Raw genomic sequence first — 23,148 nt, forward strand, 5'->3', positions numbered from 1 at the left:
TGTAGAAGACCACTCAATTTTTGGCGAACTACGGACGCGTCGTCGCCCAGACGGCCGTTACCGCGAGGAAAAAGGCCGGAAACAGCGGGAGGGTCAAGAGCGCGAAGCGGTAGCCGACGCTCGGCGGCCACAGGATGATCGCCGTCGGGGCGATAACGAAGGCGACGACGATCATGCCGACGACCGTCCAGCCCCGCCAGTCGAACTCGCGGTCGACCGTCTCGGGATGGGGCGGATTGACGAGCCAGTCGTCGTCGGCCGACTCCGTCGGCTCTCCGTCCTCGTCGAACGCTGCGGGGTCGTGAACGTAGCCGCCGTCGTCGCTCGAACTCACACATGGGACTTTCGAGTCCGTGGTGAAAGCCCTCACGGTTCCGGTGGCGCTCGAGTCGGCGAACGTTCCACCCAGTTCGACCCGATACTCGCCAGGCGTACGGCGACGAACGTCGTGTAGGCGGTGAGTGCGAATCCTCTTTCTGGGATCCGATCCGGCGTTCGTCCGTTCTCCAATACACGTCGAACTACGTCGACTGTGGCAGTTGAACTTTGAGACTGCCGGTACTGTTCACCGCCACTTCGCAGTCGTGAAATTCGAACGTGATCTGTAGCTCATCTCCAGCGTGTTCCGTTCTCGTGACAAGTTCATCGAACGCATCCGGGTCGATCGCTGAATACAGCGGTTCCATATCGAGCGGATCGATCCCGGAGACGGCCGCAACTGCACTCACAACGGCGATACTCGGGGAGTTACCACCGAAGCGGTAAATTGCCCAGTACGCGTTCTCGTCGACGTGATAATCAAGCGACGCGAACTCACAGCAGTCGCTCTCCATGCGGAGAGTATCCGGTGGTTTGGGGACTTTTGGGGCGTCTGGGTGCGTGGGATCGTTGTCGGCCATCACTCCCTATTTCGCGCTTGACACAAGTGGTTCTGGCCGTTTCCTGTACAACAGGGTATTTAAGCGTAGAATCCGTTTACGGACGGGATTTGATGAGCGTCTGTTCGATGAGCTGTCTGTTGCCACGTCGCAATCGAGCTCCGAGTGCCTGTTGTGAGATCTCGAGGTCGTCAGCGATTTCCTTCAACGTCGTCCCCCGCGGCGAGTCAAAGTAGCCGCGTTCGTACGCAAGAACGAGCGCGTCACGTTGTGACTCCGTGAGACGCTGCGTTGCATCAAGCGGTTGGGGCGCGTGGAGTTCGGTCAGCGTAACCGGGATGCCGTGGTCGTGGCAGTATTCTCGGAATTCGGCAATCGCCTCGCGACTTTCGCCACGAAGTTCGAACGTCCACTCCTCAGCAGTCCCGATGGCCGATAGCAGAACTACTTCCGGTGCGATTAGTGCATCGAGTACGCTATCGTACTCAGAAACCCACGCACATCGGAGAAGATACTCGCTATCGACGCAATCGACGGCACGAATATCGCGAACGCCGGGATGGGTTGCAAACTGCTCTACGATGGCATCGGTTTCCGCCCCTCGTACCCAAAAGTACGGAACGACGCCGTTCGCGTCCGGGATAACCCGTTCGAGTTGCACTGTCACGTTCGGTAATTTCGAAAACACGGTTCCCAGGGGGAATTCATCGGCTGCCAGTGTAAACTCAGCTACAGTAGTCATCTGTCTCTGCTATCGAATTTCCGTCCCAGTGGGCAGTTCCAGGACTGCACGACAGCGCTCGATGGGGGATTAGGAGATGCGTTCATGAGTCGTCGGTCTCGGCATACGCGTGGTTATACCGAGAAATCGGGACTTCTTCAAGTTGTCTCCTACTCCTTTGGGGTGTGACAATATGGGTCACTATCGACACCCAGGTAGCGTAGATCACGTGGTTATCCGTACTATCAGGAGCATCGATCCCGACTGGTACCTCCGCACGACTGGCTGCCGGTAGCGATTACAGTTCGCTATCGGGCCGGACGACGACCTTCCCGAACCCTTCCCGGTTCTCGATGATCTCGTGGGCGCGCGCGGACTCGCTCATCGGTAGCTCCTCGCGGATCGCGGGTTCGAAGGTGCCGTCCCAGACGAGTTCCATCACGTCGTCGACCTGATCGGGCGTCGCCATCGTCGAACCGATGATCTGGAGTTGGTTCCAGAAGATCCGCGGAATGTCGGTCTCGGGATTTCCGCCGGCAGTGCCGCCGCAGGTGACGAGCCGACCGCCCTTGGTGAGACTCTTGATCGAGTCCTGCCACGTCGGGGCGCCGACGTGCTCGACGACGACGTCGACGCCGCGGCCGTCGGTCTCCTCGCGGACCCAGTCCGCGAAGTCCTCCTCCTCGTAGTTGCAGACGTAGTCTGCGCCGTGTTCCTCGGCGTAGTCTAGTTTCTCCTCAGTGCTGCCGGTCGCGTACACCTCCGCGCCCGCGTAGTCCGCGATCTGAAGCGCCGCGTGGCCGACGCCGCCGCTCGCACCCAGCACGAGGACTTTCTCGCCGGCCTCGAGGTCGGCGCGCTCGATCAGCATCCGCCAGGCGGTCTGGAAGACGAGACAGCTCGAGCCGGCGATCTCCCAGTCGACGCCCTCGGGGACGGGGATCAGGTTGTCCTCGGGAATCGCGGCGTACTCCGAGTGAATCCCCGGAACGTGCTCGCCGATGATGTGGTAGCGGGGATCGAGCGTCGGGTCGTCCATTCGCAGGTCGCCGACGCCCGCCGAGAGTGCGACGCGGTCGCCCTCCTCGAACCGGCTGACGCCCTCGCCGACTGCCTCGACGACGCCCGCGCCGTCGCTGCCCGGAATGTGGGGCATTTCGAGGTCCAGCCCGGGCATTCCGCGCCGCGTCCAGATGTCGAGATGGTTGAGCGCCGCGGCCTTCACGTCGACCAACACCTCGTCGCGGTCGACCTCGGGGTCGGGATACTCCCCGTATTCGATGACGTCGGTGTCGCCGTGCTCGGTGATTTTGACTGCCTGCATACACGCAACGCAACGGAAACGCCGTCCATAACAGTTGGGCTACCAGCACCGACGGACCCCTTTCGAGACGCCATCGGCGACGTCGCGAGCGACGTCAGTTCGTGCTGCCGCGAGCCGACGCTGGACGCAGTGCCAGCGTTTTACCCGTCGGCTCTCGAACGGAACGGTATGACCGCGGATCCGAGCCGGAGCACTGCACCGGAGTCGAGGGAAACGGCGACCGAAGACGAGGAGACGAACGAGAACGGGGGCGAAGACCGGACCGCCGAGGAGACCGCTGCCGAGCACGATCCGCTCGGCGTCAGCGTCGTCACGATTTCGGCCGACCGGGAACTCGAGTCGGATCCCGCCGGCAACGTCATCGTCACGGCACTCGAGGAGGCTGGCCACGACGTTGCGACGCGGGAACACATCGACGCCGACCACGACCGAGTCCAGTCGATCGTCTCGCGGATGATCGACCGCGACGACGTCGACATCGTGGTGACCAGCGGCGCGACCAGCGTCGAACCGAGCGACGTCACCGTCGAAGCCGTCGAACCGTTACTCGAGAAGGAACTCACCGCGTTCAGCGAGCTGTTCACCGCGCTCGGTTACGACGCTGTCGGGAGTCAGATCGTCGCCGCCCGGACGGTGGCGGGCGTCGCCGACGACGTTCCGATATTCTGCCTTCCCGGCAAAGCGCCCGCGGCGCGGCTCGGGATGGAGAAGATCATCCTGCCCGAGATGCGTCACCTCGTCGGGGTCGCTCGCGCACAGCGAGACGAGAGCGAACGAGACGAAGCTGAAAGCGAGCGGGATAGTGACGAGAACGAGCAAGACGACGACGAGACGACGAACGACACCGACGCCGAGTCCGCGAACGGAGATGCGAATGAGTGACGGAGATCGGAACAGAGACGACCGAACCGGCGACGTCGACAAGGAGTCCGTCCGCGAACGCGTCTGGGACGATCTCGAGGAGCGCGGCGAGGCCAGGTTCCCCTTCCCACCCCACGGCCGAATTCCGAACTTCGCCGGGGCCGCCGAGGCCGCCGACCGACTCGCAGCCACACCCGAGTGGCAGTCGGCGTCGACGATCAAGGCCAATCCCGACGCACCGCAGTTGCCCGTCCGGCGACGCGCCTTACGCGAGGGAAAGACGGTCTACATGGCCGTGCCGCGACTCGCGGACGAGGACTGCTTTCTCGAACTGGATCCCGACGTACTCGAGGACTACGACGCGGCGACGACGGTATCAGGATCGTCGACACACGGCGAACAGGTCGGCCCCGACGCGGTTGCGGAGATCGACCTGATCGTCTCTGGAAGTGTTGCAGTGACGGATACTGGCGGTCGAATCGGCAAGGGAGAGGGCTACAGCGACCTCGAGTACGCGATCCTCTCCGATCTCGGACTCGTCGACGAGTCGACGACGGTCGCGACGACCGTCCACGAACGGCAGGTGATCGACGATCCGGTTGCGATCGGCGACCACGACGTCTCGATGGACCTGCTCGTCACGCCCGAGCGAACGCTCCGTCCGGACGGACGGCCGCGGCCGACCGGAATCGACTGGTCGTTGCTCGACGACGAGCGGCTCGAGGAGATTCCCGTACTGAAACGGCTTCGCGAGGACTGAGTACGGAACGGGAGTTGTTACGTGTCGATGTGTGACGACGAGTAGAACCCAACTCGAGGCGCGAAGAAGACGCGCCTCGACTGCCAACCGCAGGTGACCCGGGCTGGTGCAAGAGCCCGCGTCGAAACCGGGGAAACGGTACGGTGTGGCAATGGTGGGGGGAAGGGTGCTGTGGTGGGGTTGCTGGAAGTCACGGGTACAGGCGGTGGATGCCTTGGTGGGGTCTGCCCGTCGACCTCCATCTGTCAGTATCGGTGGGAGCCACTTGAACGGCGGCGATGGTATTAGAATCTTATACCGGATTCCGTCGAATTCAATCCGAGTTTACTCGGCCGAAAACGAGGTTACGAACGTTTATACTCCCAATATCACCCACAATGACGGTTTTCTCGAGAAAGTCTCTTTTTCGGCCTCTTTCGAGGCAGTCACTCGATTAAAAGAAGCCGGACGCCGTCCCGATTCAACCAGTCAGCTCTTCGGCGACCATCGCGGGGTCCATCAGCTTCGGATCGACGGCGAGGTCGAGCTGTCCCTTGACGAACTCCGGAACGGTATCGCGCGCGTAGACGACGGTCCGGATGTCGTCGGTGAGATCGCAGACGACCGGAATCGTCGTCGCTTGCCCGACGTCGGTCAGTACGTACAAGTCGGCGTCGACGATGCCAGCCTCCTCGAGTTCGGGCCGGGAAACGATGCCGTTGAGACGGGTGACGCTCGCGCCCTCGGCCTCGAGGGCGTCGCCAATCGCGTCCTCGTCAGGGCCGGCGACGACTACGTTCATCGCCGTCATTCGTACTCGATGGTTGCCGGCGGTTTGTGAGTGACGTCGTAGACGACGCGGGCGACGTTCTCGTGGCCGCCGGTGATCCGGGACTGGATGCGCTGGAGCGTCTCCCAGTCGATCTCCTGGGCGCGAGCCGTCATCCCGTCGCGGGATTCGACGGATCGAACGGAGACCACCCAGCCGTGGACGCGGTTGTCGCCTTTCACGCCCGTCGCCTTGCCGATAACGGCGGCGAGGGCCTGCCACGGCTCGTACTCCTCGAGTTCCTCCTCGACGACGTGACAGGCGAGGCGCGCGACCTCGAGTTTCTCGTCGGTGACTTCGCCGATGACGCGGACGGCGAGTCCGGGACCGGGGAACGGCATCCGTTCGGCGACGATCTCGTCGAGACCGAGGTGGCGAGCGACCTCGCGCACTTCGTCTTTGTACAGGTCGCGAACGGGTTCGACGATGCCGTCGAAGTCGACGACCTCCGGCAGTCCGCCGACGTTGTGGTGGGACTTGATCCCGCCCTCGCTCTCGATGCGGTCGGGGTAGATCGTCCCCTGGACGAGGTAGTCCGCGTCGGTATCTTTCGCCTCGCGTTCGAACTCGCGGATGAACTGCTCGCCGATGACCTCGCGTTTCTCCTCGGGATCGGTGACGCCGGCGAGGGCCTCGAGGAACCGATCTTTCGCGTCGACGATCCGCAGCGACTCCATGTAGTCGAACGTCTCGCGGATCTGGTCGGTCTCGCCTTTCCGCATCAGGCCGGTGTCGACGTAGACCGGAGTCAACTGGTCGCCGATGGCCTCGTAGGCCAAAGCGGCGGCGACCGATGAGTCGACCCCGCCGGACAGGGCGATAACGGCGTTGGCGTCGCCGATTTCGTCGCCGATCTCTGCAACTGCCTCTGGAACGAACGTTGCTGTCTCTACCATCAGTGGGTTACCTCAGTTTCGGTGTCGCTCGTCGATTCGTTCTCCATTTCCGCGCCGTCGTCGGCTCCGGACTCCTCGAGAATCCCCTCGACGAGTCCCAAAAACGGCGGACTCGGCTGACCGGGCCGAGAGGTGTACTCGGGGTGGAACTGCGTCCCGAAGAAAAAGGGATGATCCTCGAGTTCGAGGATCTCCATCCGGTTTCCGGCCGTGCCCGAAAACGTCAGCGGCTCGTCCTCGAACTGGTCGAAGTACTCGGGGTTGACCTCGTAGCGGTGGCGGTGGCGCTCCGTACAGGACGTGTCCTCGTAGAGTTCGTACGCCAGCGTCTCGGGTTCGATGACGGTCGTGTGCTCGCCGAGTCGCATCGTCCCGCCCATATCCTCGACCTCGTACTGCTCGGGGAGAATGTCGATGACCGGGTGGGGCGTGTCCTCGAGCATCTCCGTGGAGTGGGCGCCCTCGAGTCCCAGCACGTTCCGGGCGTACTCGACGACGGCCATCTGGAAGCCCAGACAGAGCCCCAGGAAGGGAACGTCGTTCTCGCGGGCGTAGCGAACGGCCTCGATCTTGCCCTCCGAGCCGCGCATCCCGAAGCCGCCGGGGACGATGACGCCGTCCATGCCCTCGAGTTGCCCCTCGTGGCCGTCGGCCATCTCGTCGGCCGGCACCCAGTGGACGTTGACGTCGATGCCCACCTCGAAGCCGGCGTGTTTCAGCGACTCGTGGATCGACATGTAGGCGTCCTCGAGGTCGTACTTCCCGACCAGCGCGATGTCGATCTCGCCGTCTTTCTCCGTCGTGACGATTTTTCGCCAGTCGTTCGTGCGCTCCGCGGGCGGCAGGGCGTCCTCGGCTATCCCGAAATGCTCCAAGACGTACTGGTCGAGTCCCTCCTCTTCGACCATCAGCGGAACGTGATAGACGTCCTCGACGTCCGGGTTGGAGAACACCGCCTCGGTCGGGATGTCACAGAACAGCGCGATCTTCTCTTTGGTCTCGGGGTCGAGTCGGTCCTCGCAGCGACCGACGATGACGTCGGGTTGGAGTCCGATCGAGCGCACTTCCTTGACCGAGTGTTGGGTCGGCTTCGTCTTCTGCTCGCCGTTTTTCGAGTACGGGACGAGCGTGACGTGCGTAAAGAGGACGTTCTCCTCGGGTTCCTCGTGAGCGAACTGACGCAGCGCCTCGAGGTAGGGCATCCCCTCGATGTCGCCGACGGTCCCGCCGACTTCGATGATACAGACGTCGGTACCTTCGGCGGCCTCCCGGATCCGCCGCTTGATGTCGTCGGTGATGTGGGGGATGATCTGGACCGTCTTCCCGAGGTAGTCGCCCGCGCGCTCCTTCTCGATGACGTGCTGGTAGGTCTTCCCGGTGGTGATGTTGTGATCCGAGGTCATGTCGATGTCGAGGAACCGTTCGTAGTTCCCCAGATCGAGGTCGACCTCGCCGCCGTCCTCCAGAACGTAGACTTCCCCGTGTTGGTATGGGTTCATCGTCCCCGCATCGACGTTGAGATACGGGTCGATCTTGACCGCGGTGACGTCGAACCCGGCGTTCTTGAGGAGCCGGCCGGTGCTCGCGGCCGTGATCCCCTTACCGAGTCCCGACATCACGCCGCCGGTGACGAAGATGAACTTGTTCCCCAGGGAAGGGTCATAATGAGTGTCCGATTCCGTCGGCATACCGACTGTCCGCGTGAGCGGTTGAAAACGATTTCGGGACCGGCCCGACACCGAGAGCCACTGTCACACGCTGGCGTGACGGAAAGGGTGTTTGCGGACCGCCTGCGAGACCTCTCCTCGGGGAGCCGTCCCCGCGTTGTTCGCCCGCTACTGGGGGTGTTCGTCCTGCACTTCGACGATCGCCGCCTGCTCTATGGACTCCATCCCGCCACCCGTGCGGAACTGGATCGTGTATCCGGGGAGGCCCGGATCGTTCTCGTCGGTCGGCTCCTGCGGAACGGATATCGCCGTGATCCCGTCAAGTGTGACGGATCGGCGCTGGATCGGATCGCCCTCGTACTCGATGGTCTCCCAGATTTCGCCGTCGAACTCCTCGATATCCGCGCCGAAATACTCCTCCGAGTCCGGATTGACGGAGTCTTCGGTCTGGGACTCGCCGGTCGTCCGGTTGTCGTCGAACTGGACCTCCTCGTGTTTGTACTGGTACAGCTGCGCGAGCATACGACGACCCACCACGAACAACGTGTTAATCCTTACATGGAGTCGCGGACCGTCGAACTGCGAGCGTCGATCGGTGTCCGAATTATTTTATAGCAAACCGACAACTAGTGAACCACTGTGGCGTCTCACGAACGACGTTCGATCCCGGAGCGCGCGGGCGAGGAACTCGATATCGGATTCAAGGCCGCAATCGGCTTCTATCTCGGAATTATCGTTGCCGGGCTGGCGACGGTCGCCGGAATTATGGCCGACGCGTCGACAGCAGCGGTCCTCGCGACCGCACCCAGTACGATGACGGCCGTCTTGGTCCTCGCCTTGATCTTCGGGGATCGACTCCGCAACCTGCCGGAACGAATCGGCCGAAGCCGCGGCCGACGATTCGGCTGTTATCTCCCCGCGGTCGCCTTCGCCTCGATGCTCGCCGTGCCCGCGTTCGTCCCGCTCGAGTACTCCGCGCGGCTCACAACTGTCACAATCGCCTTCACCGCGCTCACCGCCGTCGTCGCCGTCGGCGTGGCCCGAATGGCTCGAAACAGATACGTTGCCGCGGTGACCGCCGACGAGCCGACGGCCACTTGGTCGTGGCAAAACGCCCGGTTCCACGACGGCGTCTGGGACATCCTCACCACCGTCGGCGCGCTCCTGTTGGTCGCCGGCGGTCTCGTAACCATCTATACGGGACGCACCACCGGAATCTGGTTCCTGCTCTACGGTGGCTTCTGGCTGTTCATGCAGTGGAGCGAAAGGAACGACTGGTTCGAGGCAGACAGCTGGGGAGATGCTGGCCGAGCGACCGCGGGCGACCTCCGCGCTCACGAGGCCGGTCTCGTCTTCGATCGGGCCTACCAGCGAAAGCTCGTGCCGTGGGACGCGATCGACGACGTTCGGTTAACCGACGACGAACTCGTCATAGAGCGCGGCCGCTGGCTCGATATCCGTTGCGACCGATCGGCCATTGACGACCCCGAGAGCGTTCTCGAGGGAATCCAACGCGCACGCGAGCGAGCCGAACACTCCCGAACGGCGGAGTTTACAGACTGAAGTGGGAGGGGTGTCTGCTCTCGCATATGCCAGATCTGACCGTCACCGTCGACGACCGCCCGCTCGAGGCGACCTGGACCGACGACGCACCCGAAACGAAGGCTGCGCTCGAGTCTGCCCTCCCCGTCGCCGGCGACGGAATTCGCTGGGGTGACGAACTGTACTTCGACCTCGCGCTCGACGCGCCGCCGGAGAACGCTCGAGAGGCGGTGCCCGAAGGCGCAATCGCGTACTGGCCGTCGGGGAACAAACTGTGTCTGTTCTGGGGCGAGACGCCCGCCAGTCAGAATGGAGAACCGCGGGCTGCCGCGCCCGTCACCGTCGTCGCGATGCTCAAGGACGTCACACCGCTGTCGGATCTCGAGGGAGGGGCTCGAGTGCGACTCGAGCGAGCGGAGTGAAGCCGGGTTCAGGTTCGCTCGCGTGGAACCGGCCCCGGGTTACGCGTTCGACTCTCGTCTCTGGAGCGGACGATCCATTGGGGAACGGCGAGTATCGCGAGTAGCCCACCGGCGGCGAGCGCGAGCGTCGTCGAACCGATCGCCAGTCCGTAGAAGAGCCCGGCTCCCAGGACGACGTACAACACGACAAGCACCCAGACGAGCTGATTCATGTGAGTTATAAGTCGGAGGACACGATAAGGATAGCGGCGATTCGGCGGGAGCGTCGCAGGATCAATGATCGGTGGTCACTCGAGAACCGTTCAACAGGATTAATTTAAGGGAGATAGCTGATTACTGGACAGTATGTCTGCCGAAGACGAGGACGAGATCGATCAGGTCGCACAGCTTCGGCGGCTCGGAATCGGGCTCGTCGTCGGTGGACTGTTGTTCGGTACGCTCTCCGTCGTCGGCCCGGTGGCTGCCGTCGGCGGCGCGCTACTTGGGCTCGGAATCGTCGTCTGGTACGAGGAATACACCACCCAGCGGACCGTCGGTATCGGACTGGGAATCGGTCTCGTCGGCCTGTTCGGCGTGTTGAACGCACCGCTCTCGTTTGGGTTCACCCCGCTCGAGATCGCAGTCTTCGCCGTCGTCAGTGGGATCGCCGACTACTTGCTGGCACCCGCCTACGAGCGGGTTCGAGCGTCGGGTGAGCGAGCGAGCAGGCGGTGAGAGCCAGTAGCGCACCCCGGTACCGACCGTCCGTCTCTCGAGCCGGCAAAACAGTGTTGTGGACGACGAAGACCGGACTCCGTAGCTACTTGCCCCAGAACGGGTCCCGACTGCGCTGCTTGTCGAGGTACATGTTCAGCGCCTCGAGTTCGTCGCCGGGAATCTCGCTCGCGAGTTCCTGTTCTAAGATCTTCGCGTGTTTCTCCGGGATCTGGATCCAGAGTTCGTCGTCCTCTTCGATCTGACGGCCGACGGTCGGGCCGTCTATGGCGACCGAGACGCGGTTGCCCGCGCGGGCCTCGTCGACATCCTCGCCCTGTTCTTGAATCCCCTTGACTTGGCCGACGCGGTTAGGTTCGTTGTTCTCGAACTTGACGACGTTCGCGTTGTTCTGTATCGTCCCCGAGTTCACCTCGACGCCGACGACCGCGGGATCGTTCTGGCGGAAGGTGTGATCCGGCAGGATCCGGAATCGGGCCGGCCGAATCACGTTCTCGAGGATCGTATCCTGCTGGGCGCGCTCGAGTTCGTCGACGAACTCCTCGTACTCCTCGATCAGCTGGTAGATGACTTCGTCCGTAAAGATCCGCACGTCGTCGTTTTCGGCGCGCTGTTCGGCGTCGCCGAGCACGTCGACGTTGAAGCCGAGGATGACGCGCTGTTTCGGATCCTCGGCCGTCGAGGCGACCGAGACGTCACGCGGCGCGATGTCGCCGACCTCCGCGCGGACGATAGGCAGTTCCACCTCACCCAGCGCGTCGGCCATCGCCTCGAGGCTGCCCAAGGTGTCGGCTTTGACGACCACGCCCTGCTCTTCGGTGTCGACGGCGATGTCCGCGAGTTCGGCCTGCACCTCGCCGACGACGTCCTCGAGCGGGCGGTTGCGAACGACGCGAACCGGCGCGCCGGCCATCGCGTCCGCGAGGTCCGGCGCGGCGACCTTGATCCCCGAGGCGGCCGACACTTCGTCGACTTTCTCGAACCGACTCTCGGTCCGAATTTCGGCGAGCGGACGGGGCTGAAGCAACGCCCGGACTTCGGTGACGATGGGTTCGTTCTTCCCGCCGATGACGATCCGATCGTCAGCACGGATCGTCCCGTCGTAGAGGACGGTGTCGATGGTCGTCCCGAACCCTTTCTCGTCTTTGACCTCGAGGACGGTGCCGACGCCGGGGCCGGTGACGTCGATCTCCATCTCCTCTTTCATGTAGCGCTGGGAGAGCCCCATCATCACCGTCAGGAGGTCCGGGACGCCCTCGCCGGTCATCGCCGAGACGGGGACGACGCCGACGTTGCGCTGGAAGTTCTGCACTCGCCAGTAGAGGTCGGCGGAGAACCCTTCGTCGCTCAGGTTGCCGATGATCTCGTAGAGCTTCTCGTCGAGTCGCGAGCGGACGCGATCCGACTGGGCCTCGTACGTATCGTTGATCGGCGAGTCCTCGTTGACGTTCCAGCCGGGAACGGTGTCGATCTTGTTCGCCGCGACGATAAACGGCGTCTGGGAGCGACTGAGGATCTCCAGGGCCTCGAGCGTCTGGGGCTGGAAGCCGTCGTTGACGTCGACGACGAGGATGGCGATATCCGCGAGGGCACCGCCTCGAGAGCGCAGCGTGGTAAAGGAGTGATGGCCCGGCGTGTCGATAAAGAGGAGGCCGGGGAGATCGAAGTCGTCAGGATCGACGAGATCGCCCGCGATCGTGGAGATGATGTCCAGCGGGACGGCCGTCGCGCCGATGTGCTGGGTAATCGCCCCTGCTTCGCCCTCGATGACCGCAGAGCCGCGTATTTTATCGAGGAGACTGGTCTTGCCGTGATCGACGTGTCCGAGGACGGCGACGATCGGTGTTCTGAGAGATGTTGGGTCGCGCGTATCCGTATTCGACATGGTGAACCACCCGAGAAGGTCTTATCTAACGCGTCGGTAGAGCGGTAGTTAAACCCATCGTCATCCGCGGCCGCGTCGACGGCGATGGCGAGGGGTTCGTCACCATGAGCCGTGGGTCGGGAGGACTTCGGACGTCCGAGCGATTTCGTTCGCCGCGACCGACGTCCGTCTGACGACGCCGTGGTTTTTAATACCGATTAGTAAGAACGGGTATGCATGAGCGATATACTCGCTGAAAATCTCTCGGGGAAGTCCGTCATGGGTTCCGACGGCACTGAACTGGGACTGCTCTACAACATCACGATGGATCTCAAGTCCGGCAAACTGCACAACCTCGTCATCGAACCCGACGAAGAGCTGCCGTCCCGAACGGTCGACTTCGACCGCGACGACGGCGGCCGATTCCTCGTTCCCGTCAACCGCGTCCAAGCGGTAAAAGACTACATTGTCGTCCAGCGCTAACGGTATGTATATTCTCGACTCCTCGGCGTTTATTCACGACTTTCACACGACAGAACAGACTGCGACTATTCCGCTCGTCCGCGAGGAACTCGAGGACGAGTCAGCCTATCGCTACGACGCGATGGAAGGCTCGGGGATGCACATTCACATTCCCAACGAGGACACGACCGAGAAGGTCCGGCGTGCGGCCAAAGAGTCCGGTGATCTGGACGTCCTCTCCGACACCGACATCCGACTCGTCGCCGCGAGTTTCGAACTCGACGGAACGCTCGTGACCGACGACTACGCGATGCAGAACGTCGCCGAAAAGCTCAACGTCGCTGTCGAAGTGATCGCCCGGGAGGGGATCGACGAACAGCGCCACTGGCACTACCAGTGTCAGGGCTGTGGCCGCGAGTTCGACGAGCAGAAGGATCGCTGTCCGATCTGTGGCTCGGAACTGGCGCGCAAGAACCCGTCGTAACCGACTGTCGTCGCGATTCTACCGGCCTTAGGACGACGTAATTACAGCAACAGCGTCGCGAAGATGGCCGCGTTGTAACAGCCGTGGACGAGCGCCGGCACGACCAGGTTCTCGGTTCGTTCGTAGAGCACGCCGAGTATCAGCGAGAGCACGAACAACAGCGAGAGGCTCGCGAGAAGCTCTCCCGCCCCCGCAGTCGCATAGGCCAGAATGTGCACCAACGTAAAGACGACGCTCGCGACGACGACGGCCCCGTACCGAGAGAACGTTGCGTAGAGTGATTTCTGGACGAGATTCCGGTAGAGGAGTTCCTCGAACGGGCCGACGACCAACACCATCGCGGGGATGATGACGTACAACAGGTCGGGGTTCTCGGCCACCCGCTGTGTCGTCGTGTGCTCGGAGGACTCGATCCCGAGCATCCCCATGAATGCCGAGACGCCGAGGTTCGCACCGAGTATCAGGACCAGACCGCCGACGATCCAGCCGACCGTCCGAAGCGTCGGTCGCTCGAGGTCGATAAACGACAGGTCGCGTTCGCGAACGGAGAGGTAGCCAACCGCGACGCCACCGAGTCCGAGCACGAACGCGAGGTACTCGATCACCGTCCACGCCAGTTCCGGGGCCTCACCCCCTGCTAGCTGCACCGGGACCGAGAGGAAGATCGACGCGATCGTGATACCGACAAGCCCGGCGACGCCGAGCACCGTCATCTCGACCGTCTGTCCGAGTCGGTGGAACAGTCCCTGGCCCGAGACGCCGGCGCGATCGGCGACGCCGACGCCGACGGCACCCACTGCGACGAAAAACGCCACGAACAGCAGGGAGATCGACCACCCGAGACCCGGGACGGCGACCGAGCCGAGCACGCCCTGCGTGATCGCGTAGCCGGAGCAGACGACGGCGAGGAGACTCGCGCCGGCGGCGACCGTGCCGGCGAGCCGGCGCTCGAGGAACCCGTGCCGGCGGGCGAGAAAAGCAGCGGTAGCCACGAACGCGGCGGCCGCCGCGGCCCAGAGTGCGAGGTCATCAACCCCGCCGCGAACGGGGACGAGGAGTGCGACGAGCGCGACGGCCGAGAGGACGGTTCCGGCGGTCGGCACCACGGCTGTCGACGAACGTTGGACGCCGTCGCCGTCGGCCGTCCGTGCGGTATCGCTCATACGTGGCTGTTCGTGTGCGCGCTCTTAGGCGAACCGGAACTCGAGCGAGTGAATCGGCTGGGGAGGACGTGGCACACATCGCAGCCAAGATGAACAGAACCTTCGACTTCACCGAAATCTCGTCACAGAACAGACAGCCCGTTCGAACTGTCGTCAGCAATTGAATCGCTATCGCTCGATCCGAAGCTCCGTCTTCTCGGCGACGGCGTCGGCTTCCTCGAACTCCCCGCCGCCGAGCAGCCCCCGAGTCGCCTTCTTCGCCCACTCGACGGCCGGCTGTTCGAACGTGTTGACGGCGTAGAGTTCGCCTGCGAGCACGCAGGCGGCCTCCAGCCCGTACAGCAGGCCGCCGAGTTCGTACTCGTCGACGCGCTCGAGTTCGAGCCGGACGTTCGGCCGGCCGGCCGCGGCCAGGCTGGCCTCGGTGGCCTCGAACTCGGCCTCGAGCAGCTCTCCGAGAGTCGCGTCGCCGAGATACGCCAGATCGTCGACGTCGGTGGCGGGAATCGTCCGATCGGCGGTCTCGCCCGGCGAGACGAACGTGACGAGTTTGTCCCGCGGACCCGCCCGATAGAGCTGCAGTTGGGAGTGCTGGTCGGTGACGCCGAGTGCGCGCACCGGCGTCTGGCCGAGGTCGTCTTTCCCCAGACTCTCGGCCCAGAGTTGCGCGAACCACTCGGCGGAGGTCTCGAGGGACTCCGCGTAGGGAACCATCGCGTTGATCCCGGCCCCGCGCTGGTCCAGCGCGTAGCTCACCGCGCCGTAGGCGTAGGCCGGACAGTCGAACAGCGAACCGGAGAGGGTCTTGCGCTCTGCGGCCGCGCCCTCGAGCAGGGCGTCGAGATCGTGACCGCAGACTTCGGCAGCGACCATGCCGACGGCGGAGAGCGCCGAGAATCGACCGGGGACACCGTCGGGAACCTTCAGCGACGGTAGGTCGTGGCGATCCGAGAGGTCACGGAGGGGACCCGACTCGCCGGTCGTGACGATGGTTCGCTCCGTCCAATCGACGCCTGCGTCCTCGAAGGCCTCGCGCACGATCAAAAAGTTGGCCAGCGTCTCCGCCGTCGTCCCCGACCGCGAGACCACGTTGACGGCCGCGTTCTCGAGGTCGAGTCGCTCGAGGTGACTTGACACCCACTCGGGATCGACGTTGTCGAGGTAGACGGCCTCCGTGTCGCTCTCGTCGGCGAGCGCGTCGGTGATCGTCGCCGCGCCTAGCGCGCTGCCGCCGATACCGACCGTGAGCAGCGCGTCGGCGTCGGCCACCGGCTCGACGGCCGTTCTGATCTCGTCCGGGTCGGTCCGTGCGGGGAGGTTCAGCGCTTCGTAGCCGTGTTCGTGGGCGTCCATCCCCCGTTCGATTCGGTCGTGAGCGTTCGCGACCTGCTCGTCCAGTCGTTCGAGAGACTCCCTCGAGACGCCCGGCGAGGCGACGGACGCGAGCGCGTTACCGATATCGACGTTCATGGGAAAGGAGGCGACCGCCGGGGTAAAAGTCGTTCCGTGATGCACACGGCACTCTCCAGCGTTCGGTCGTCTCCGCGGACGGTACCGGAGACACCATGTGTGTAGGGGCCAGCTTTAGGCGCCCGACGCCACTAGTCGTTTCCGAGTACAATGCCCAGCCATACCCCTACCGAGCCGGTGGACATCCTCCTCGTCGAAGATAACCCGGGTGACGTCCGGCTGACCCAGGAAGCGTTCAAGTCGATCGACAGCGAGATCGAGTTCCACATCGTCACCGACGGCAAAGCGGCCACGCGATACTTCGACGTCTGCGGGACGGATACCGAGCGTATCGATCCGGATCTGGTGCTCCTGGATCTGAACCTCCCGCGGATAGACGGCTTCAAAATCCTCGAGATCCTCAAGGACGAACTGGATTACCCGCCGCCGCCGATCCTCGTCCTCTCGAGTTCGGAGACGGAAGAAGACATCGTCGAAAGTTACGAGCGAGCGGCGAACGCGTACCTCACGAAACCGGACACGCCGGACGAGTTCGATACGCTCGCACGGGCGATCGAGGACTTCTGGTTCGATTCCGTACGGCATCCACCGGCACCCTCATAACGCGCCCGATTCGGCACCCCCTCCCGCATCGGATTCGGCACCGGCGGTTTCCGGTCACCGTGTTCGAAGCGTCAGTCGGCCGGATCCCGAATTTTGGGCAGTCCTGCCGTCACTAACCGGCGTAACAACACCACGACACCGTTCTGAAGTCCCTTGGCGAAGATGGCCTGCTCGCTGGTGCCGTTGCCGTCCGGATAGTACGAGCCGATCAGCAGCGTCTCGCGATCGACGAGCAAGATGCGACTGATCGCCACCTCGGTATCGCCCTCGACGCCGGTAAGCCAGTGGAGGCCGGTTTCGAACACTTGCGTGGACGGGAGCCGCGATTGGAGCGTCTTCGCCGTCGCTTCCGTCTGTCCACCGAGGACGAGCGAGAGGTCACGGTCGATCGCCCCCTCGAGGGCGTCGAACAGCGCGTCGGACATGATCTCCTCGTCGACGACGAGAAGCGCGATTTCGGACTCCGCGTTCTCGATGAGGTCGAGGGTCCGCGACTCGATCGCGTCGTGACCGGTCAATGACCAGATCTCCTGGACGTTCTCGTCGTCCTCAAGGTTTTGGATCTCTGTGTTCTCGAGATAGGTCTCGAGCGTGTCGATCCGACTGTCGTACTTTTGCCGGAGAATCTGCGTCGCTTCGGAGATGGCAACGGCGCGATACAGCTGTGGACTCGAGTGTTGTACCTCCACTAATCCCTGGGACTCGAGAACGCGAATCGCGTCGTACACCCTCGTGCGCGGCACGTCGGAGACCTCGTGTATCTCCTTGGCCGTCCCCCTGGGAAGTTTGTTCAATGCGACGAAGCAGCGCGCCTCGTACTCCTGTAGTCCGAGGTCCTGCAATAGACTGATCGCTTCCGTTGTAGTTTCGTCCTGTGTCATGGCCCAACCACGAATTCGGATATCCGAACACGCAGAATACGGCGCGCGCATGGAAAAGAATTCGTGTTTGGGTATCTCAAAGGGGTAATATTCACGGATAGCGGCTCGAACGGGACTGTTCACTCAGATCATCACACAAGCTACTTGAGGGTGCATCGGCTACGGAGTAGTGACAGGCCCCGTTTGGCCCAACCACGACAGGGCCTGTCAGTTTTGACTGGCTACTCGGGCGTCCACCGATCACCTCCCACGATAGGCTCGGTAATCTGTTTCAGTTCAAATTGTAAGCACCGACTGTTCGTTCGAACGGCCGCTCCTCTATAGGCCGTCAGGGCAACAACCCCGACCCTTATGATCGGGGTTGTTCACGCGAGAGTACTATCAGACGTACTGAACGGCCGCGACATGATTCGGTTACGCCGACGTCGCTGAGAACGTCTCACAGCGGTCGACCAGCACCTCCAAAACCGGCATGATCTCGTCGAACTGAGGACCCGATTCGATCGCGTTGGCCTCCGGATACCAGTTAATAAAGCCATAGTCGTCCAGCATGGGGAGATGGACGTGGTGCCGTTCGATGCGTGCGGTACCGCCATCCGCGATCGCATCGGGTGGTGAGTCGATATTGACCGAGTCAGGCTCGTCCGCGAGGTCGAATAGAATTTGCCGTCGCTCCGCATTCGCTAACGCAGCGAACAGGTTATGCTGTATGGGTGCCATTCGTACCTGCACAATGGTTCCGGAGAGAGTTTACAGTAGTATACTTTCACGCAAAAATGTGTTTTGAGTAATCGAGTGAATGGCTGCCAGCGCCGTTTTCGAGCGCGGCACACGGCCGTCGCGCGTCGACCGAAAGCCGAAACCCGGAAACGGGACCCCGTCGTACGACCGCTCATGACTGAAACGACCGGCACGTTCGTCGTCACGCACGCGGAAGCCGAATCGGCCGTCGTCCGCGACGTGGAAACCGCACAGGTCCACACCCTCGCGTCGAATCCCGGCCTCGAGGTCCACGACGTCCTCGAGGCGACCGTCGCCCCCGAGCCGCCGCTCGAGGTGACGTGGCAGGTCGTCGAGATCGACGACCGCCGCTCGATCGATCTGGTCGACAGCGACCTCGAGCCGACCCAGTTGGAAAAAGAACTGGCCGCCGACGCCGACATCGGCGACCTGATTCAGAAGGAACGCGCCGGTACCGGCGAGATTCACGTCTTCCGCGTCCCCGAGGACGAGGTCGAGGCGGCGGCGCAGGACGTTCTCGAGGACGAGGAGACGGTGGCCCGTGCGGCGCGACTCGAGGCGGTTCGCGTCGAGGTTCGGCGCTCCCCCGAGGACGGCGTGTTGAGCGTTCGGTACCTGCCGGATTGATACTCGAACCGAACCGGCTCCGCTCCGACGGAGGCGGTCGCGGAACCGCCTCGGACGTCGGTTCGCCGCGCGCTCGAGCCACCGAATTTCCGAGCGAGCGGCTCTCTCGGGTGGTGTCTCCTGCGTTCACTCGCGACATTGCTCTTTGGAGGCGTTCTCGAGGTCGTCGGCCTGCAAACTGTTGAACGGAACGTCCTCCTCGACCGTGAACTCGGCCGTGTGGCCGCAGTCGTAACACTCGAGGACGAGCTCCGTTCCGTGGACGAGGATGCCGACGTCGTCGCCGTCGCGACAGGCCGGACACATTAGCCACTCCCGATAAGTGATCGGTCATAGCGGAGGGTACAAGTAAGCGAAAAATAGGTGCTAGCGTTGTACATACTACCACCCGACCGTCGAGACGTCGTTGCGACGAGACGCCATCTCGTGGGTCGCGGAACAGGTCACCTGTCGTCCGGGTGGCTGATCGTCAACGTACTCCTGATGAGATTCTTGTGTCCGGCGTGGAACCGCTTCGAGAGCGCCTGTTGGGAGACGTCGAAGCGCTCCGCCAGTTCGCTCATCGTCACCTTCTGCGGAACGTCGTAGTATCCCGCCTCGAGCGCGGTCAACAGCGTTTCGCGCTGTTTCGGCGTGAGGTCGTACTGCGCGCTGGCCATCGGCTGCTCCTGTTCTTTGAGCTGGGTAAGTTCGAAGGCAATCTCGTTTTCGGCGCAGTAGCGCTGGAACTGCGAGAGCGAGTCGTGGTCGTCGAACCGCATCCGGAGCTCCCAGAACTTCGCTCGGCCGATCGCGTGGAGAATCGTCGCGCCGAGTTCGACGTACGCGTAGACGATGCTCTCGACGTTCCGGGTCCACTCGGCGCGGTACAGTCTGGCCCCCTCGACTTCGTCGATCGCGGCGATGTTCCTGACGGACTCGTCCTCGCGAAAGGCGGTCTCGAACTCCGCGTGATCGCCGCCGCTGACCCAGAAGTACGGCATCACCCGGTCTTCCATCGTCGCGACCACGCGCTCGATCTCGACGATCATCTGCGGAGCGGCCGTTAGCGCGTGGAACAACGCGAAATCGTCGGATTTGACAGAGAACTCCGCGACGATGCTCATGCCGTCCGTTGGCCGTCGGTGGGGATAAACTCCCCCTACGCGACGTGATCCGGCGCGTCCCTGCCGCTGTGGAGCGCCGTCTCGAGCGTGCATCCGGGACCGCCGGCGGTCTTCAGGCCTGACTCGGCCCGCCCTCGCTCTGGACGCGCCAACTGCCCTCGAGGCCGCAGGCCTCCCGCACCTCGTAGCTGATCTCGGTCTGGGCCTCGACTCGAGCGCCGCCGTCGACGCGTTCGACCCGCAGCGGGACGTCCAAGGTGTTGCCACAGCAGCCGACGCCGACGAACTCGTCCCAGATATCGCCCGCTCGAGCCTCGTCTCGAGTCTTGCGCAGGAACGCCCGAAACGACGGCTTCTCGACCTGAAACCGTCCCCAGTCCGAGAGGTCGGCGGGGTAGGAAACCACGACGCGCTCGGCGGTCCTCGCGCTCGGCTGATCGGTCGGTTCGATCGATCGTCCCGAATTCTGACCTGATTCAGGCGTCATAACCACTGAGACGGTCTCGAGCGGCTTCAAATCGTCGCCCCGAGAGTAACGTTCTTCGAAAAACATGCTGTAGAAATTGAGAAGGCTTACTTTAGCTGACCCCCAGTGGTCGCGTACATGGGGTATTTCGACGTACCGGAGTTCGATTACACCCGGTACAGCAACCGCCAACTCGCGGCGGTGCCGCTAGTCGTTCTCGCGGTTGCATTGCTCGTCCTCACTGGCTCGTTTCTCGCGACCGGCGCGCCGGTCCAGCTGGGGATGGACTTCGCCGGCGGCTCCGAGCTGACCGTCCAGACGACCTCGTCGGAGGCGGAGATTGCACAGGCGTTCGACGAAGAACCCGAGTCGGTGCAGGCAGTCACCGCCCCCGACACGGATAACCAGTACATCATCCAGTTTACCTCGACCGATCTCTCGTCGCTGAGCGAGCAAGCCGAGGCGAACCTAGCACAGGATGGGAGCGCAGCCGTCGTCCAAGAGGAGCGGACGATCTCGGAGAGCTTCGGCGCACAGACCCAGCAGACCGCTCTCCTGGGTATCGCCGCCGCGTTTCTCGGGATGAGCGTGCTCGCGTTCTTGCTCTTTCGGACGTTCGTCCCGTCGATTGCGATCGTCCTCTCGGCGTTTTCGGACCTCGTAATCCCGCTTGCGTTCATGACGATCACCGGGATCTCGCTCTCGCTGGGGACCGTCGCCGCGCTGTTGATGCTGATCGGCTACTCGGTCGACTCGGACATCCTGTTGAACAACCAGGTTCTGCGCCGGCAGGGTGACTTTTACGAGAGTACCCTTCAGGCGACGCGGACCGGCGTCACAATGACGGTCACGTCGATGGCTGCGATGCTCGTAATGGGCGTCGCCGCGTGGCTGTTCGGCGTCGAACTGCTGGCGTCGATCGGAATCATCCTCTTCGTCGGTCTCGCGGCCGACCTGATGAACACGTACATGTTAAATCTGAGCCTGCTTCGGTGGTACAAGTTCCACGGGGTGAGATCGTAATGGGGCCGATCAGCTTCGTCAAGGAGTACTGGCGGCTGTTGCTGTTGCTCACCTTTGTCACCTTCGCGCTCGCCGCCCTCTTTATTCCCGGCGGCATCATGGCCGACGACAGCTACGTCGACAGCGGGAGCGCCAACGACAATCCGACGAACCTCGAGTACGGACTCGGACTCGACGGTGGGACCCGAATTAGCGCACCGGTCATCGGTATGACCGCCGAGAATATCGACGCCGGGGCGGTCGACGACGACGGCCGGGTCGACCGGGAACGGCTCAACGAGATCGAGTCGACCCTCTACGACAACGACGAGTTCGAACTCGAGACCGGCGACGCACGCGTTAGCGTCGACGACGACGGCAACGTTCACGCCGAGGTATTCACCGAGGAGGTGACCGAGGAACAGTTCGCCGCGGCGCTCGCGGAAGCCGACGTCGAGGTCGATCCCGACGAAGACATCCGCGACGGCGTCACTGCGTCGACGCGCGCACAGATGATCACGACGATCCAGCAGAAGATCAACGCGGCCGGACTCGACGGCGGCGACGCCTACGAGTCCGAACAGCTCGGCGGCCAGTACTACATCGTCACCGAAGTACCGAACATGGACCCCGACGAGCTTCGAGACCTGCTCTCCGAACGCGGTATCGTCGAGGTCGTCGCCTACTATCCCGAAGACGACGGGAACCACACCAACCAGACTGTACTGGTGGGTGAAGACATCGCGACCGTCGATCCGCCGCGGTCGGCGGAGCGAGGGACCGGTTACGAGGTCCCCGTGGAGGTCGACAGTAACGCCGCACCCGGGTTCCAGTCGGATATGAACGCTCTCGGCTTCACCGGTGAAGGACAGGGGATGTGTCAACTTAGCGGGGGCGATGACGGGGTCAATTTCAACCACGACGGGCCACAGTACTGTCTGCTGACGGTCGTCGACGGCGAGGTCATCGACGCCCACTCGATGGGGCAGAACCTCGCGGAACCGATGGCGGCCGAAACCTGGGCGAGCGATCCGTCGTTCGTCATGGGTGCGCCGACCCAGCAACAGGCACAGGGCCTCTCGGTGAGCCTCCAGTCCGGCGCGCTGACCGCGCCGCTTGACTTCAGTCAGGAGCAGACCTACTCGCTGTCGCCGGCCCTCGCCGATCAGTTCAAGCTCTACTCGCTGCTCATCGGCGGGCTGTCGGTGCTAACCGTCAGCGGGGTCGTCTTCCTCCGATACCGTGACGTCCGCGTCGCCTCGCCGATGATCCTCACCGCGATGGCGGAGGTGGTTATCCTGCTCGGCTTCGCGGCGCTGATACGCATGCCGCTGGATCTCTCCCACGTCGCCGGCTTCATCGCCGTCGTCGGAACGGGGGTGGACGACCTCATCATCATCGCAGACGAGGTGATGGACGACGGCGACGTCAGCTCACAGCGGGTGTTCGAGTCCCGCTTCCGCAAGGCGTTCTGGGTCATCGGGGCCGCCGCCGCGACGACAATCATCGCCATGTCGCCGCTGGCCGTGTTGAGCCTTGGCGACCTGCGCGGGTTCGCGATCATCACCATCCTCGGCGTGCTGATCGGGGTCCTGATTACCCGTCCCGCCTACGGGGACATCCTTCAGCGACTGTTGACGGACAAGTAAACGGCGCGTTCTCGATCTCTCGGTTCGGTTCGATTTG

28 protein-coding genes are annotated in these 23,148 nt (G+C 63.1%); 11 read left to right on the forward strand and 17 right to left on the reverse strand.

What is annotated here, in order from left to right; genetic code table 11:
* Positions 1-28: 28 nt before the first annotated feature.
* The 4 genes from ACSFC5_RS15005 to ACSFC5_RS15020 all read right to left on the reverse strand — a co-directional run bounded on the left by ACSFC5_RS15005 (position 29) and on the right by ACSFC5_RS15020 (position 2,923).
* Complete coding sequence (locus ACSFC5_RS15005; protein WP_440766046.1) at positions 29-334, reverse strand: DUF7977 family protein; 306 nt, start codon at positions 332-334, stop codon at positions 29-31.
* 187 nt (positions 335-521) lie between these two features.
* Positions 522-899, reverse strand: a complete 378-nt coding sequence (locus tag ACSFC5_RS15010) for a HalOD1 output domain-containing protein (RefSeq protein WP_440766047.1) — start codon at positions 897-899, stop codon at positions 522-524.
* A 76-nt stretch (positions 900-975) separates the two neighbouring features.
* Complete coding sequence (locus ACSFC5_RS15015) at positions 976-1,620, reverse strand: helix-turn-helix domain-containing protein (protein WP_440766048.1); 645 nt, start codon at positions 1,618-1,620, stop codon at positions 976-978.
* Positions 1,621-1,897: 277 nt separating this feature from the next.
* Entirely contained in the window at positions 1,898-2,923 is a 1,026-nt protein-coding gene (locus ACSFC5_RS15020; RefSeq protein ID WP_440766049.1) for a zinc-binding dehydrogenase, read from the reverse strand.
* Between the two features lie 168 nt (positions 2,924-3,091).
* Between ACSFC5_RS15020 and ACSFC5_RS15025 the strand changes: the two genes are divergently transcribed.
* Together ACSFC5_RS15025 and ACSFC5_RS15030 are read left to right on the forward strand one after the other, a co-directional pair.
* The gene (locus ACSFC5_RS15025) at positions 3,092-3,805 is read left to right on the forward strand and encodes a MogA/MoaB family molybdenum cofactor biosynthesis protein (RefSeq protein ID WP_440766050.1); all 714 of its coding nucleotides are present in this window, start codon (positions 3,092-3,094) and stop codon (positions 3,803-3,805) included.
* Positions 3,798-4,544 carry a 5-formyltetrahydrofolate cyclo-ligase gene (locus ACSFC5_RS15030; RefSeq protein WP_440766051.1) on the forward strand — a complete coding sequence of 249 codons (747 nt, stop codon included), beginning with the start codon at positions 3,798-3,800 and terminating at the stop codon, positions 4,542-4,544. The genes ACSFC5_RS15025 and ACSFC5_RS15030 overlap by 8 nt, the downstream gene beginning before the upstream one ends.
* 460 nt (positions 4,545-5,004) lie before the next feature.
* On the opposite strand, the gene ACSFC5_RS15035 is transcribed toward ACSFC5_RS15030, so the two are convergent.
* From ACSFC5_RS15035 to ACSFC5_RS15050, 4 genes are all read right to left on the reverse strand, one after another.
* Positions 5,005-5,334: a DUF7126 family protein gene (locus tag ACSFC5_RS15035; RefSeq protein WP_440766052.1), complete on the reverse strand. Its 330-nt coding sequence runs from the start codon at positions 5,332-5,334 to the stop codon at positions 5,005-5,007.
* Complete coding sequence (guaA, locus tag ACSFC5_RS15040) at positions 5,331-6,248, reverse strand: glutamine-hydrolyzing GMP synthase (protein WP_440766053.1); 918 nt, start codon at positions 6,246-6,248, stop codon at positions 5,331-5,333. Before guaA ends, ACSFC5_RS15035 begins: the two co-directional genes overlap by 4 nt.
* Entirely contained in the window at positions 6,248-7,936 is a 1,689-nt protein-coding gene (pyrG, locus tag ACSFC5_RS15045; RefSeq protein ID WP_440766054.1) for a glutamine hydrolyzing CTP synthase, read from the reverse strand. Before pyrG ends, guaA begins: the two co-directional genes overlap by 1 nt.
* 147 nt (positions 7,937-8,083) lie before the next feature.
* Positions 8,084-8,437 (reverse strand): hypothetical protein, encoded by a 354-nt coding sequence (locus tag ACSFC5_RS15050; protein WP_440766055.1) that lies wholly within the window; start codon positions 8,435-8,437, stop codon positions 8,084-8,086.
* Between the two features lie 117 nt (positions 8,438-8,554).
* Here ACSFC5_RS15050 and ACSFC5_RS15055 point away from each other — a divergent pair, with 117 nt between their 5' ends.
* Together ACSFC5_RS15055 and ACSFC5_RS15060 are read left to right on the forward strand one after the other, a co-directional pair.
* Positions 8,555-9,478 (forward strand): hypothetical protein, encoded by a 924-nt coding sequence (locus tag ACSFC5_RS15055; protein ID WP_440766056.1) that lies wholly within the window; start codon positions 8,555-8,557, stop codon positions 9,476-9,478.
* Between the two features lie 26 nt (positions 9,479-9,504).
* Positions 9,505-9,879, forward strand: coding sequence for a cyclophilin-like family protein (locus tag ACSFC5_RS15060; RefSeq protein WP_440766057.1), 375 nt, complete (start codon positions 9,505-9,507; stop codon positions 9,877-9,879).
* 8 nt (positions 9,880-9,887) lie between these two features.
* Here ACSFC5_RS15060 and ACSFC5_RS15065 read toward each other — a convergent pair whose 3' ends face one another.
* The gene (locus tag ACSFC5_RS15065; RefSeq protein ID WP_440766058.1) at positions 9,888-10,091 is read right to left on the reverse strand and encodes a hypothetical protein; all 204 of its coding nucleotides are present in this window, start codon (positions 10,089-10,091) and stop codon (positions 9,888-9,890) included.
* Positions 10,092-10,224: 133 nt separating this feature from the next.
* On the opposite strand from ACSFC5_RS15065, the gene ACSFC5_RS15070 reads away from it, so the two are divergent.
* Complete coding sequence (locus tag ACSFC5_RS15070) at positions 10,225-10,593, forward strand: hypothetical protein (RefSeq protein WP_440766059.1); 369 nt, start codon at positions 10,225-10,227, stop codon at positions 10,591-10,593.
* An 85-nt stretch (positions 10,594-10,678) separates the two neighbouring features.
* On the opposite strand, the gene infB is transcribed toward ACSFC5_RS15070, so the two are convergent.
* A complete protein-coding gene (infB, locus tag ACSFC5_RS15075) occupies positions 10,679-12,478 on the reverse strand; it encodes a translation initiation factor IF-2 (RefSeq protein ID WP_440766060.1) in 1,800 nt (599 codons plus the stop codon).
* Between the two features lie 216 nt (positions 12,479-12,694).
* Here infB and ACSFC5_RS15080 point away from each other — a divergent pair, with 216 nt between their 5' ends.
* Together ACSFC5_RS15080 and ACSFC5_RS15085 are read left to right on the forward strand one after the other, a co-directional pair.
* Complete coding sequence (locus tag ACSFC5_RS15080; RefSeq protein WP_440766061.1) at positions 12,695-12,940, forward strand: PRC-barrel domain-containing protein; 246 nt, start codon at positions 12,695-12,697, stop codon at positions 12,938-12,940.
* Positions 12,941-12,944: 4 nt separating this feature from the next.
* Entirely contained in the window at positions 12,945-13,403 is a 459-nt protein-coding gene (locus ACSFC5_RS15085) for an NOB1 family endonuclease (RefSeq protein ID WP_440766062.1), read from the forward strand.
* A gap of 41 nt (positions 13,404-13,444) precedes the next feature.
* Here the strand turns inward: ACSFC5_RS15085 and ACSFC5_RS15090 are convergent, their stop codons facing one another.
* Together ACSFC5_RS15090 and ACSFC5_RS15095 are read right to left on the reverse strand one after the other, a co-directional pair.
* A complete protein-coding gene (locus ACSFC5_RS15090) occupies positions 13,445-14,566 on the reverse strand; it encodes a CPBP family intramembrane glutamic endopeptidase (protein ID WP_440766063.1) in 1,122 nt (373 codons plus the stop codon).
* Positions 14,567-14,734: 168 nt separating this feature from the next.
* Positions 14,735-16,036 carry a phosphoglucose isomerase-related protein gene (locus tag ACSFC5_RS15095; protein WP_440766064.1) on the reverse strand — a complete coding sequence of 434 codons (1,302 nt, stop codon included), beginning with the start codon at positions 16,034-16,036 and terminating at the stop codon, positions 14,735-14,737.
* 150 nt (positions 16,037-16,186) lie between these two features.
* Between ACSFC5_RS15095 and ACSFC5_RS15100 the strand changes: the two genes are divergently transcribed.
* Positions 16,187-16,639 (forward strand): response regulator, encoded by a 453-nt coding sequence (locus tag ACSFC5_RS15100; RefSeq protein ID WP_440766065.1) that lies wholly within the window; start codon positions 16,187-16,189, stop codon positions 16,637-16,639.
* Between the two features lie 71 nt (positions 16,640-16,710).
* Here the strand turns inward: ACSFC5_RS15100 and ACSFC5_RS15105 are convergent, their stop codons facing one another.
* Both ACSFC5_RS15105 and ACSFC5_RS15110 read right to left on the reverse strand, forming a co-directional pair.
* Complete coding sequence (locus ACSFC5_RS15105; RefSeq protein ID WP_440766066.1) at positions 16,711-17,520, reverse strand: TrmB family transcriptional regulator; 810 nt, start codon at positions 17,518-17,520, stop codon at positions 16,711-16,713.
* Between the two features lie 414 nt (positions 17,521-17,934).
* Positions 17,935-18,240, reverse strand: coding sequence for a hypothetical protein (locus ACSFC5_RS15110; protein ID WP_440766067.1), 306 nt, complete (start codon positions 18,238-18,240; stop codon positions 17,935-17,937).
* Positions 18,241-18,414: 174 nt separating this feature from the next.
* Between ACSFC5_RS15110 and ACSFC5_RS15115 the strand changes: the two genes are divergently transcribed.
* On the forward strand, positions 18,415-18,888 hold the full coding sequence (locus ACSFC5_RS15115) for a DUF5812 family protein (RefSeq protein ID WP_440766068.1): 474 nt from the start codon (positions 18,415-18,417) through the stop codon (positions 18,886-18,888).
* Between the two features lie 126 nt (positions 18,889-19,014).
* Here the strand turns inward: ACSFC5_RS15115 and ACSFC5_RS15120 are convergent, their stop codons facing one another.
* The 3 genes from ACSFC5_RS15120 to ACSFC5_RS15130 all read right to left on the reverse strand — a co-directional run bounded on the left by ACSFC5_RS15120 (position 19,015) and on the right by ACSFC5_RS15130 (position 20,481).
* A complete protein-coding gene (locus ACSFC5_RS15120; protein WP_440766069.1) occupies positions 19,015-19,194 on the reverse strand; it encodes a hypothetical protein in 180 nt (59 codons plus the stop codon).
* A gap of 137 nt (positions 19,195-19,331) precedes the next feature.
* Positions 19,332-19,994, reverse strand: coding sequence for a helix-turn-helix domain-containing protein (locus ACSFC5_RS15125; protein ID WP_440766070.1), 663 nt, complete (start codon positions 19,992-19,994; stop codon positions 19,332-19,334).
* A 112-nt stretch (positions 19,995-20,106) separates the two neighbouring features.
* The gene (locus ACSFC5_RS15130; RefSeq protein ID WP_440766071.1) at positions 20,107-20,481 is read right to left on the reverse strand and encodes a DUF7968 family protein; all 375 of its coding nucleotides are present in this window, start codon (positions 20,479-20,481) and stop codon (positions 20,107-20,109) included.
* Positions 20,482-20,598: 117 nt separating this feature from the next.
* On the opposite strand from ACSFC5_RS15130, the gene secF reads away from it, so the two are divergent.
* Positions 20,599-21,483, forward strand: a complete 885-nt coding sequence (gene secF, locus ACSFC5_RS15135) for a protein translocase subunit SecF (RefSeq protein WP_440766072.1) — start codon at positions 20,599-20,601, stop codon at positions 21,481-21,483.
* Positions 21,483-23,111: a preprotein translocase subunit SecD gene (locus ACSFC5_RS15140; protein ID WP_440766073.1), complete on the forward strand. Its 1,629-nt coding sequence runs from the start codon at positions 21,483-21,485 to the stop codon at positions 23,109-23,111. Before secF ends, ACSFC5_RS15140 begins: the two co-directional genes overlap by 1 nt.
* Positions 23,112-23,148 lie beyond the last annotated feature (37 nt).

The organism is Natronorubrum marinum (assembly GCF_052040125.1).
Lineage (GTDB): Archaea > Halobacteriota > Halobacteria > Halobacteriales > Natrialbaceae > Natronorubrum.

Coding starts and splice junctions, on each gene's coding strand:
- ACSFC5_RS15010 (WP_440766047.1), bottom strand. CDS start 899: ATGGCCGACAACGATCCCACGCACCCAGACGCCCCAAAAGTCCCCAAA.
- ACSFC5_RS15015 (WP_440766048.1), bottom strand. CDS start 1,620: ATGACTACTGTAGCTGAGTTTACACTGGCAGCCGATGAATTCCCCCTG.
- ACSFC5_RS15020 (WP_440766049.1), bottom strand. CDS start 2,923: ATGCAGGCAGTCAAAATCACCGAGCACGGCGACACCGACGTCATCGAA.
- ACSFC5_RS15025 (WP_440766050.1), top strand. CDS start 3,092: ATGACCGCGGATCCGAGCCGGAGCACTGCACCGGAGTCGAGGGAAACG.
- ACSFC5_RS15030 (WP_440766051.1), top strand. CDS start 3,798: ATGAGTGACGGAGATCGGAACAGAGACGACCGAACCGGCGACGTCGAC.
- ACSFC5_RS15035 (WP_440766052.1), bottom strand. CDS start 5,334: ATGACGGCGATGAACGTAGTCGTCGCCGGCCCTGACGAGGACGCGATT.
- guaA (WP_440766053.1), bottom strand. CDS start 6,248: ATGGTAGAGACAGCAACGTTCGTTCCAGAGGCAGTTGCAGAGATCGGC.
- pyrG (WP_440766054.1), bottom strand. CDS start 7,936: ATGCCGACGGAATCGGACACTCATTATGACCCTTCCCTGGGGAACAAG.
- ACSFC5_RS15050 (WP_440766055.1), bottom strand. CDS start 8,437: ATGCTCGCGCAGCTGTACCAGTACAAACACGAGGAGGTCCAGTTCGAC.
- ACSFC5_RS15060 (WP_440766057.1), top strand. CDS start 9,505: ATGCCAGATCTGACCGTCACCGTCGACGACCGCCCGCTCGAGGCGACC.
- ACSFC5_RS15065 (WP_440766058.1), bottom strand. CDS start 10,091: ATGAATCAGCTCGTCTGGGTGCTTGTCGTGTTGTACGTCGTCCTGGGA.
- ACSFC5_RS15070 (WP_440766059.1), top strand. CDS start 10,225: ATGTCTGCCGAAGACGAGGACGAGATCGATCAGGTCGCACAGCTTCGG.
- infB (WP_440766060.1), bottom strand. CDS start 12,478: ATGTCGAATACGGATACGCGCGACCCAACATCTCTCAGAACACCGATC.
- ACSFC5_RS15080 (WP_440766061.1), top strand. CDS start 12,695: ATGAGCGATATACTCGCTGAAAATCTCTCGGGGAAGTCCGTCATGGGT.
- ACSFC5_RS15085 (WP_440766062.1), top strand. CDS start 12,945: ATGTATATTCTCGACTCCTCGGCGTTTATTCACGACTTTCACACGACA.
- ACSFC5_RS15090 (WP_440766063.1), bottom strand. CDS start 14,566: ATGAGCGATACCGCACGGACGGCCGACGGCGACGGCGTCCAACGTTCG.
- ACSFC5_RS15095 (WP_440766064.1), bottom strand. CDS start 16,036: ATGAACGTCGATATCGGTAACGCGCTCGCGTCCGTCGCCTCGCCGGGC.
- ACSFC5_RS15100 (WP_440766065.1), top strand. CDS start 16,187: ATGCCCAGCCATACCCCTACCGAGCCGGTGGACATCCTCCTCGTCGAA.
- ACSFC5_RS15105 (WP_440766066.1), bottom strand. CDS start 17,520: ATGACACAGGACGAAACTACAACGGAAGCGATCAGTCTATTGCAGGAC.
- ACSFC5_RS15110 (WP_440766067.1), bottom strand. CDS start 18,240: ATGGCACCCATACAGCATAACCTGTTCGCTGCGTTAGCGAATGCGGAG.
- ACSFC5_RS15115 (WP_440766068.1), top strand. CDS start 18,415: ATGACTGAAACGACCGGCACGTTCGTCGTCACGCACGCGGAAGCCGAA.
- ACSFC5_RS15120 (WP_440766069.1), bottom strand. CDS start 19,194: ATGTGTCCGGCCTGTCGCGACGGCGACGACGTCGGCATCCTCGTCCAC.
- ACSFC5_RS15125 (WP_440766070.1), bottom strand. CDS start 19,994: ATGAGCATCGTCGCGGAGTTCTCTGTCAAATCCGACGATTTCGCGTTG.
- ACSFC5_RS15130 (WP_440766071.1), bottom strand. CDS start 20,481: ATGACGCCTGAATCAGGTCAGAATTCGGGACGATCGATCGAACCGACC.
- secF (WP_440766072.1), top strand. CDS start 20,599: ATGGGGTATTTCGACGTACCGGAGTTCGATTACACCCGGTACAGCAAC.
- ACSFC5_RS15140 (WP_440766073.1), top strand. CDS start 21,483: ATGGGGCCGATCAGCTTCGTCAAGGAGTACTGGCGGCTGTTGCTGTTG.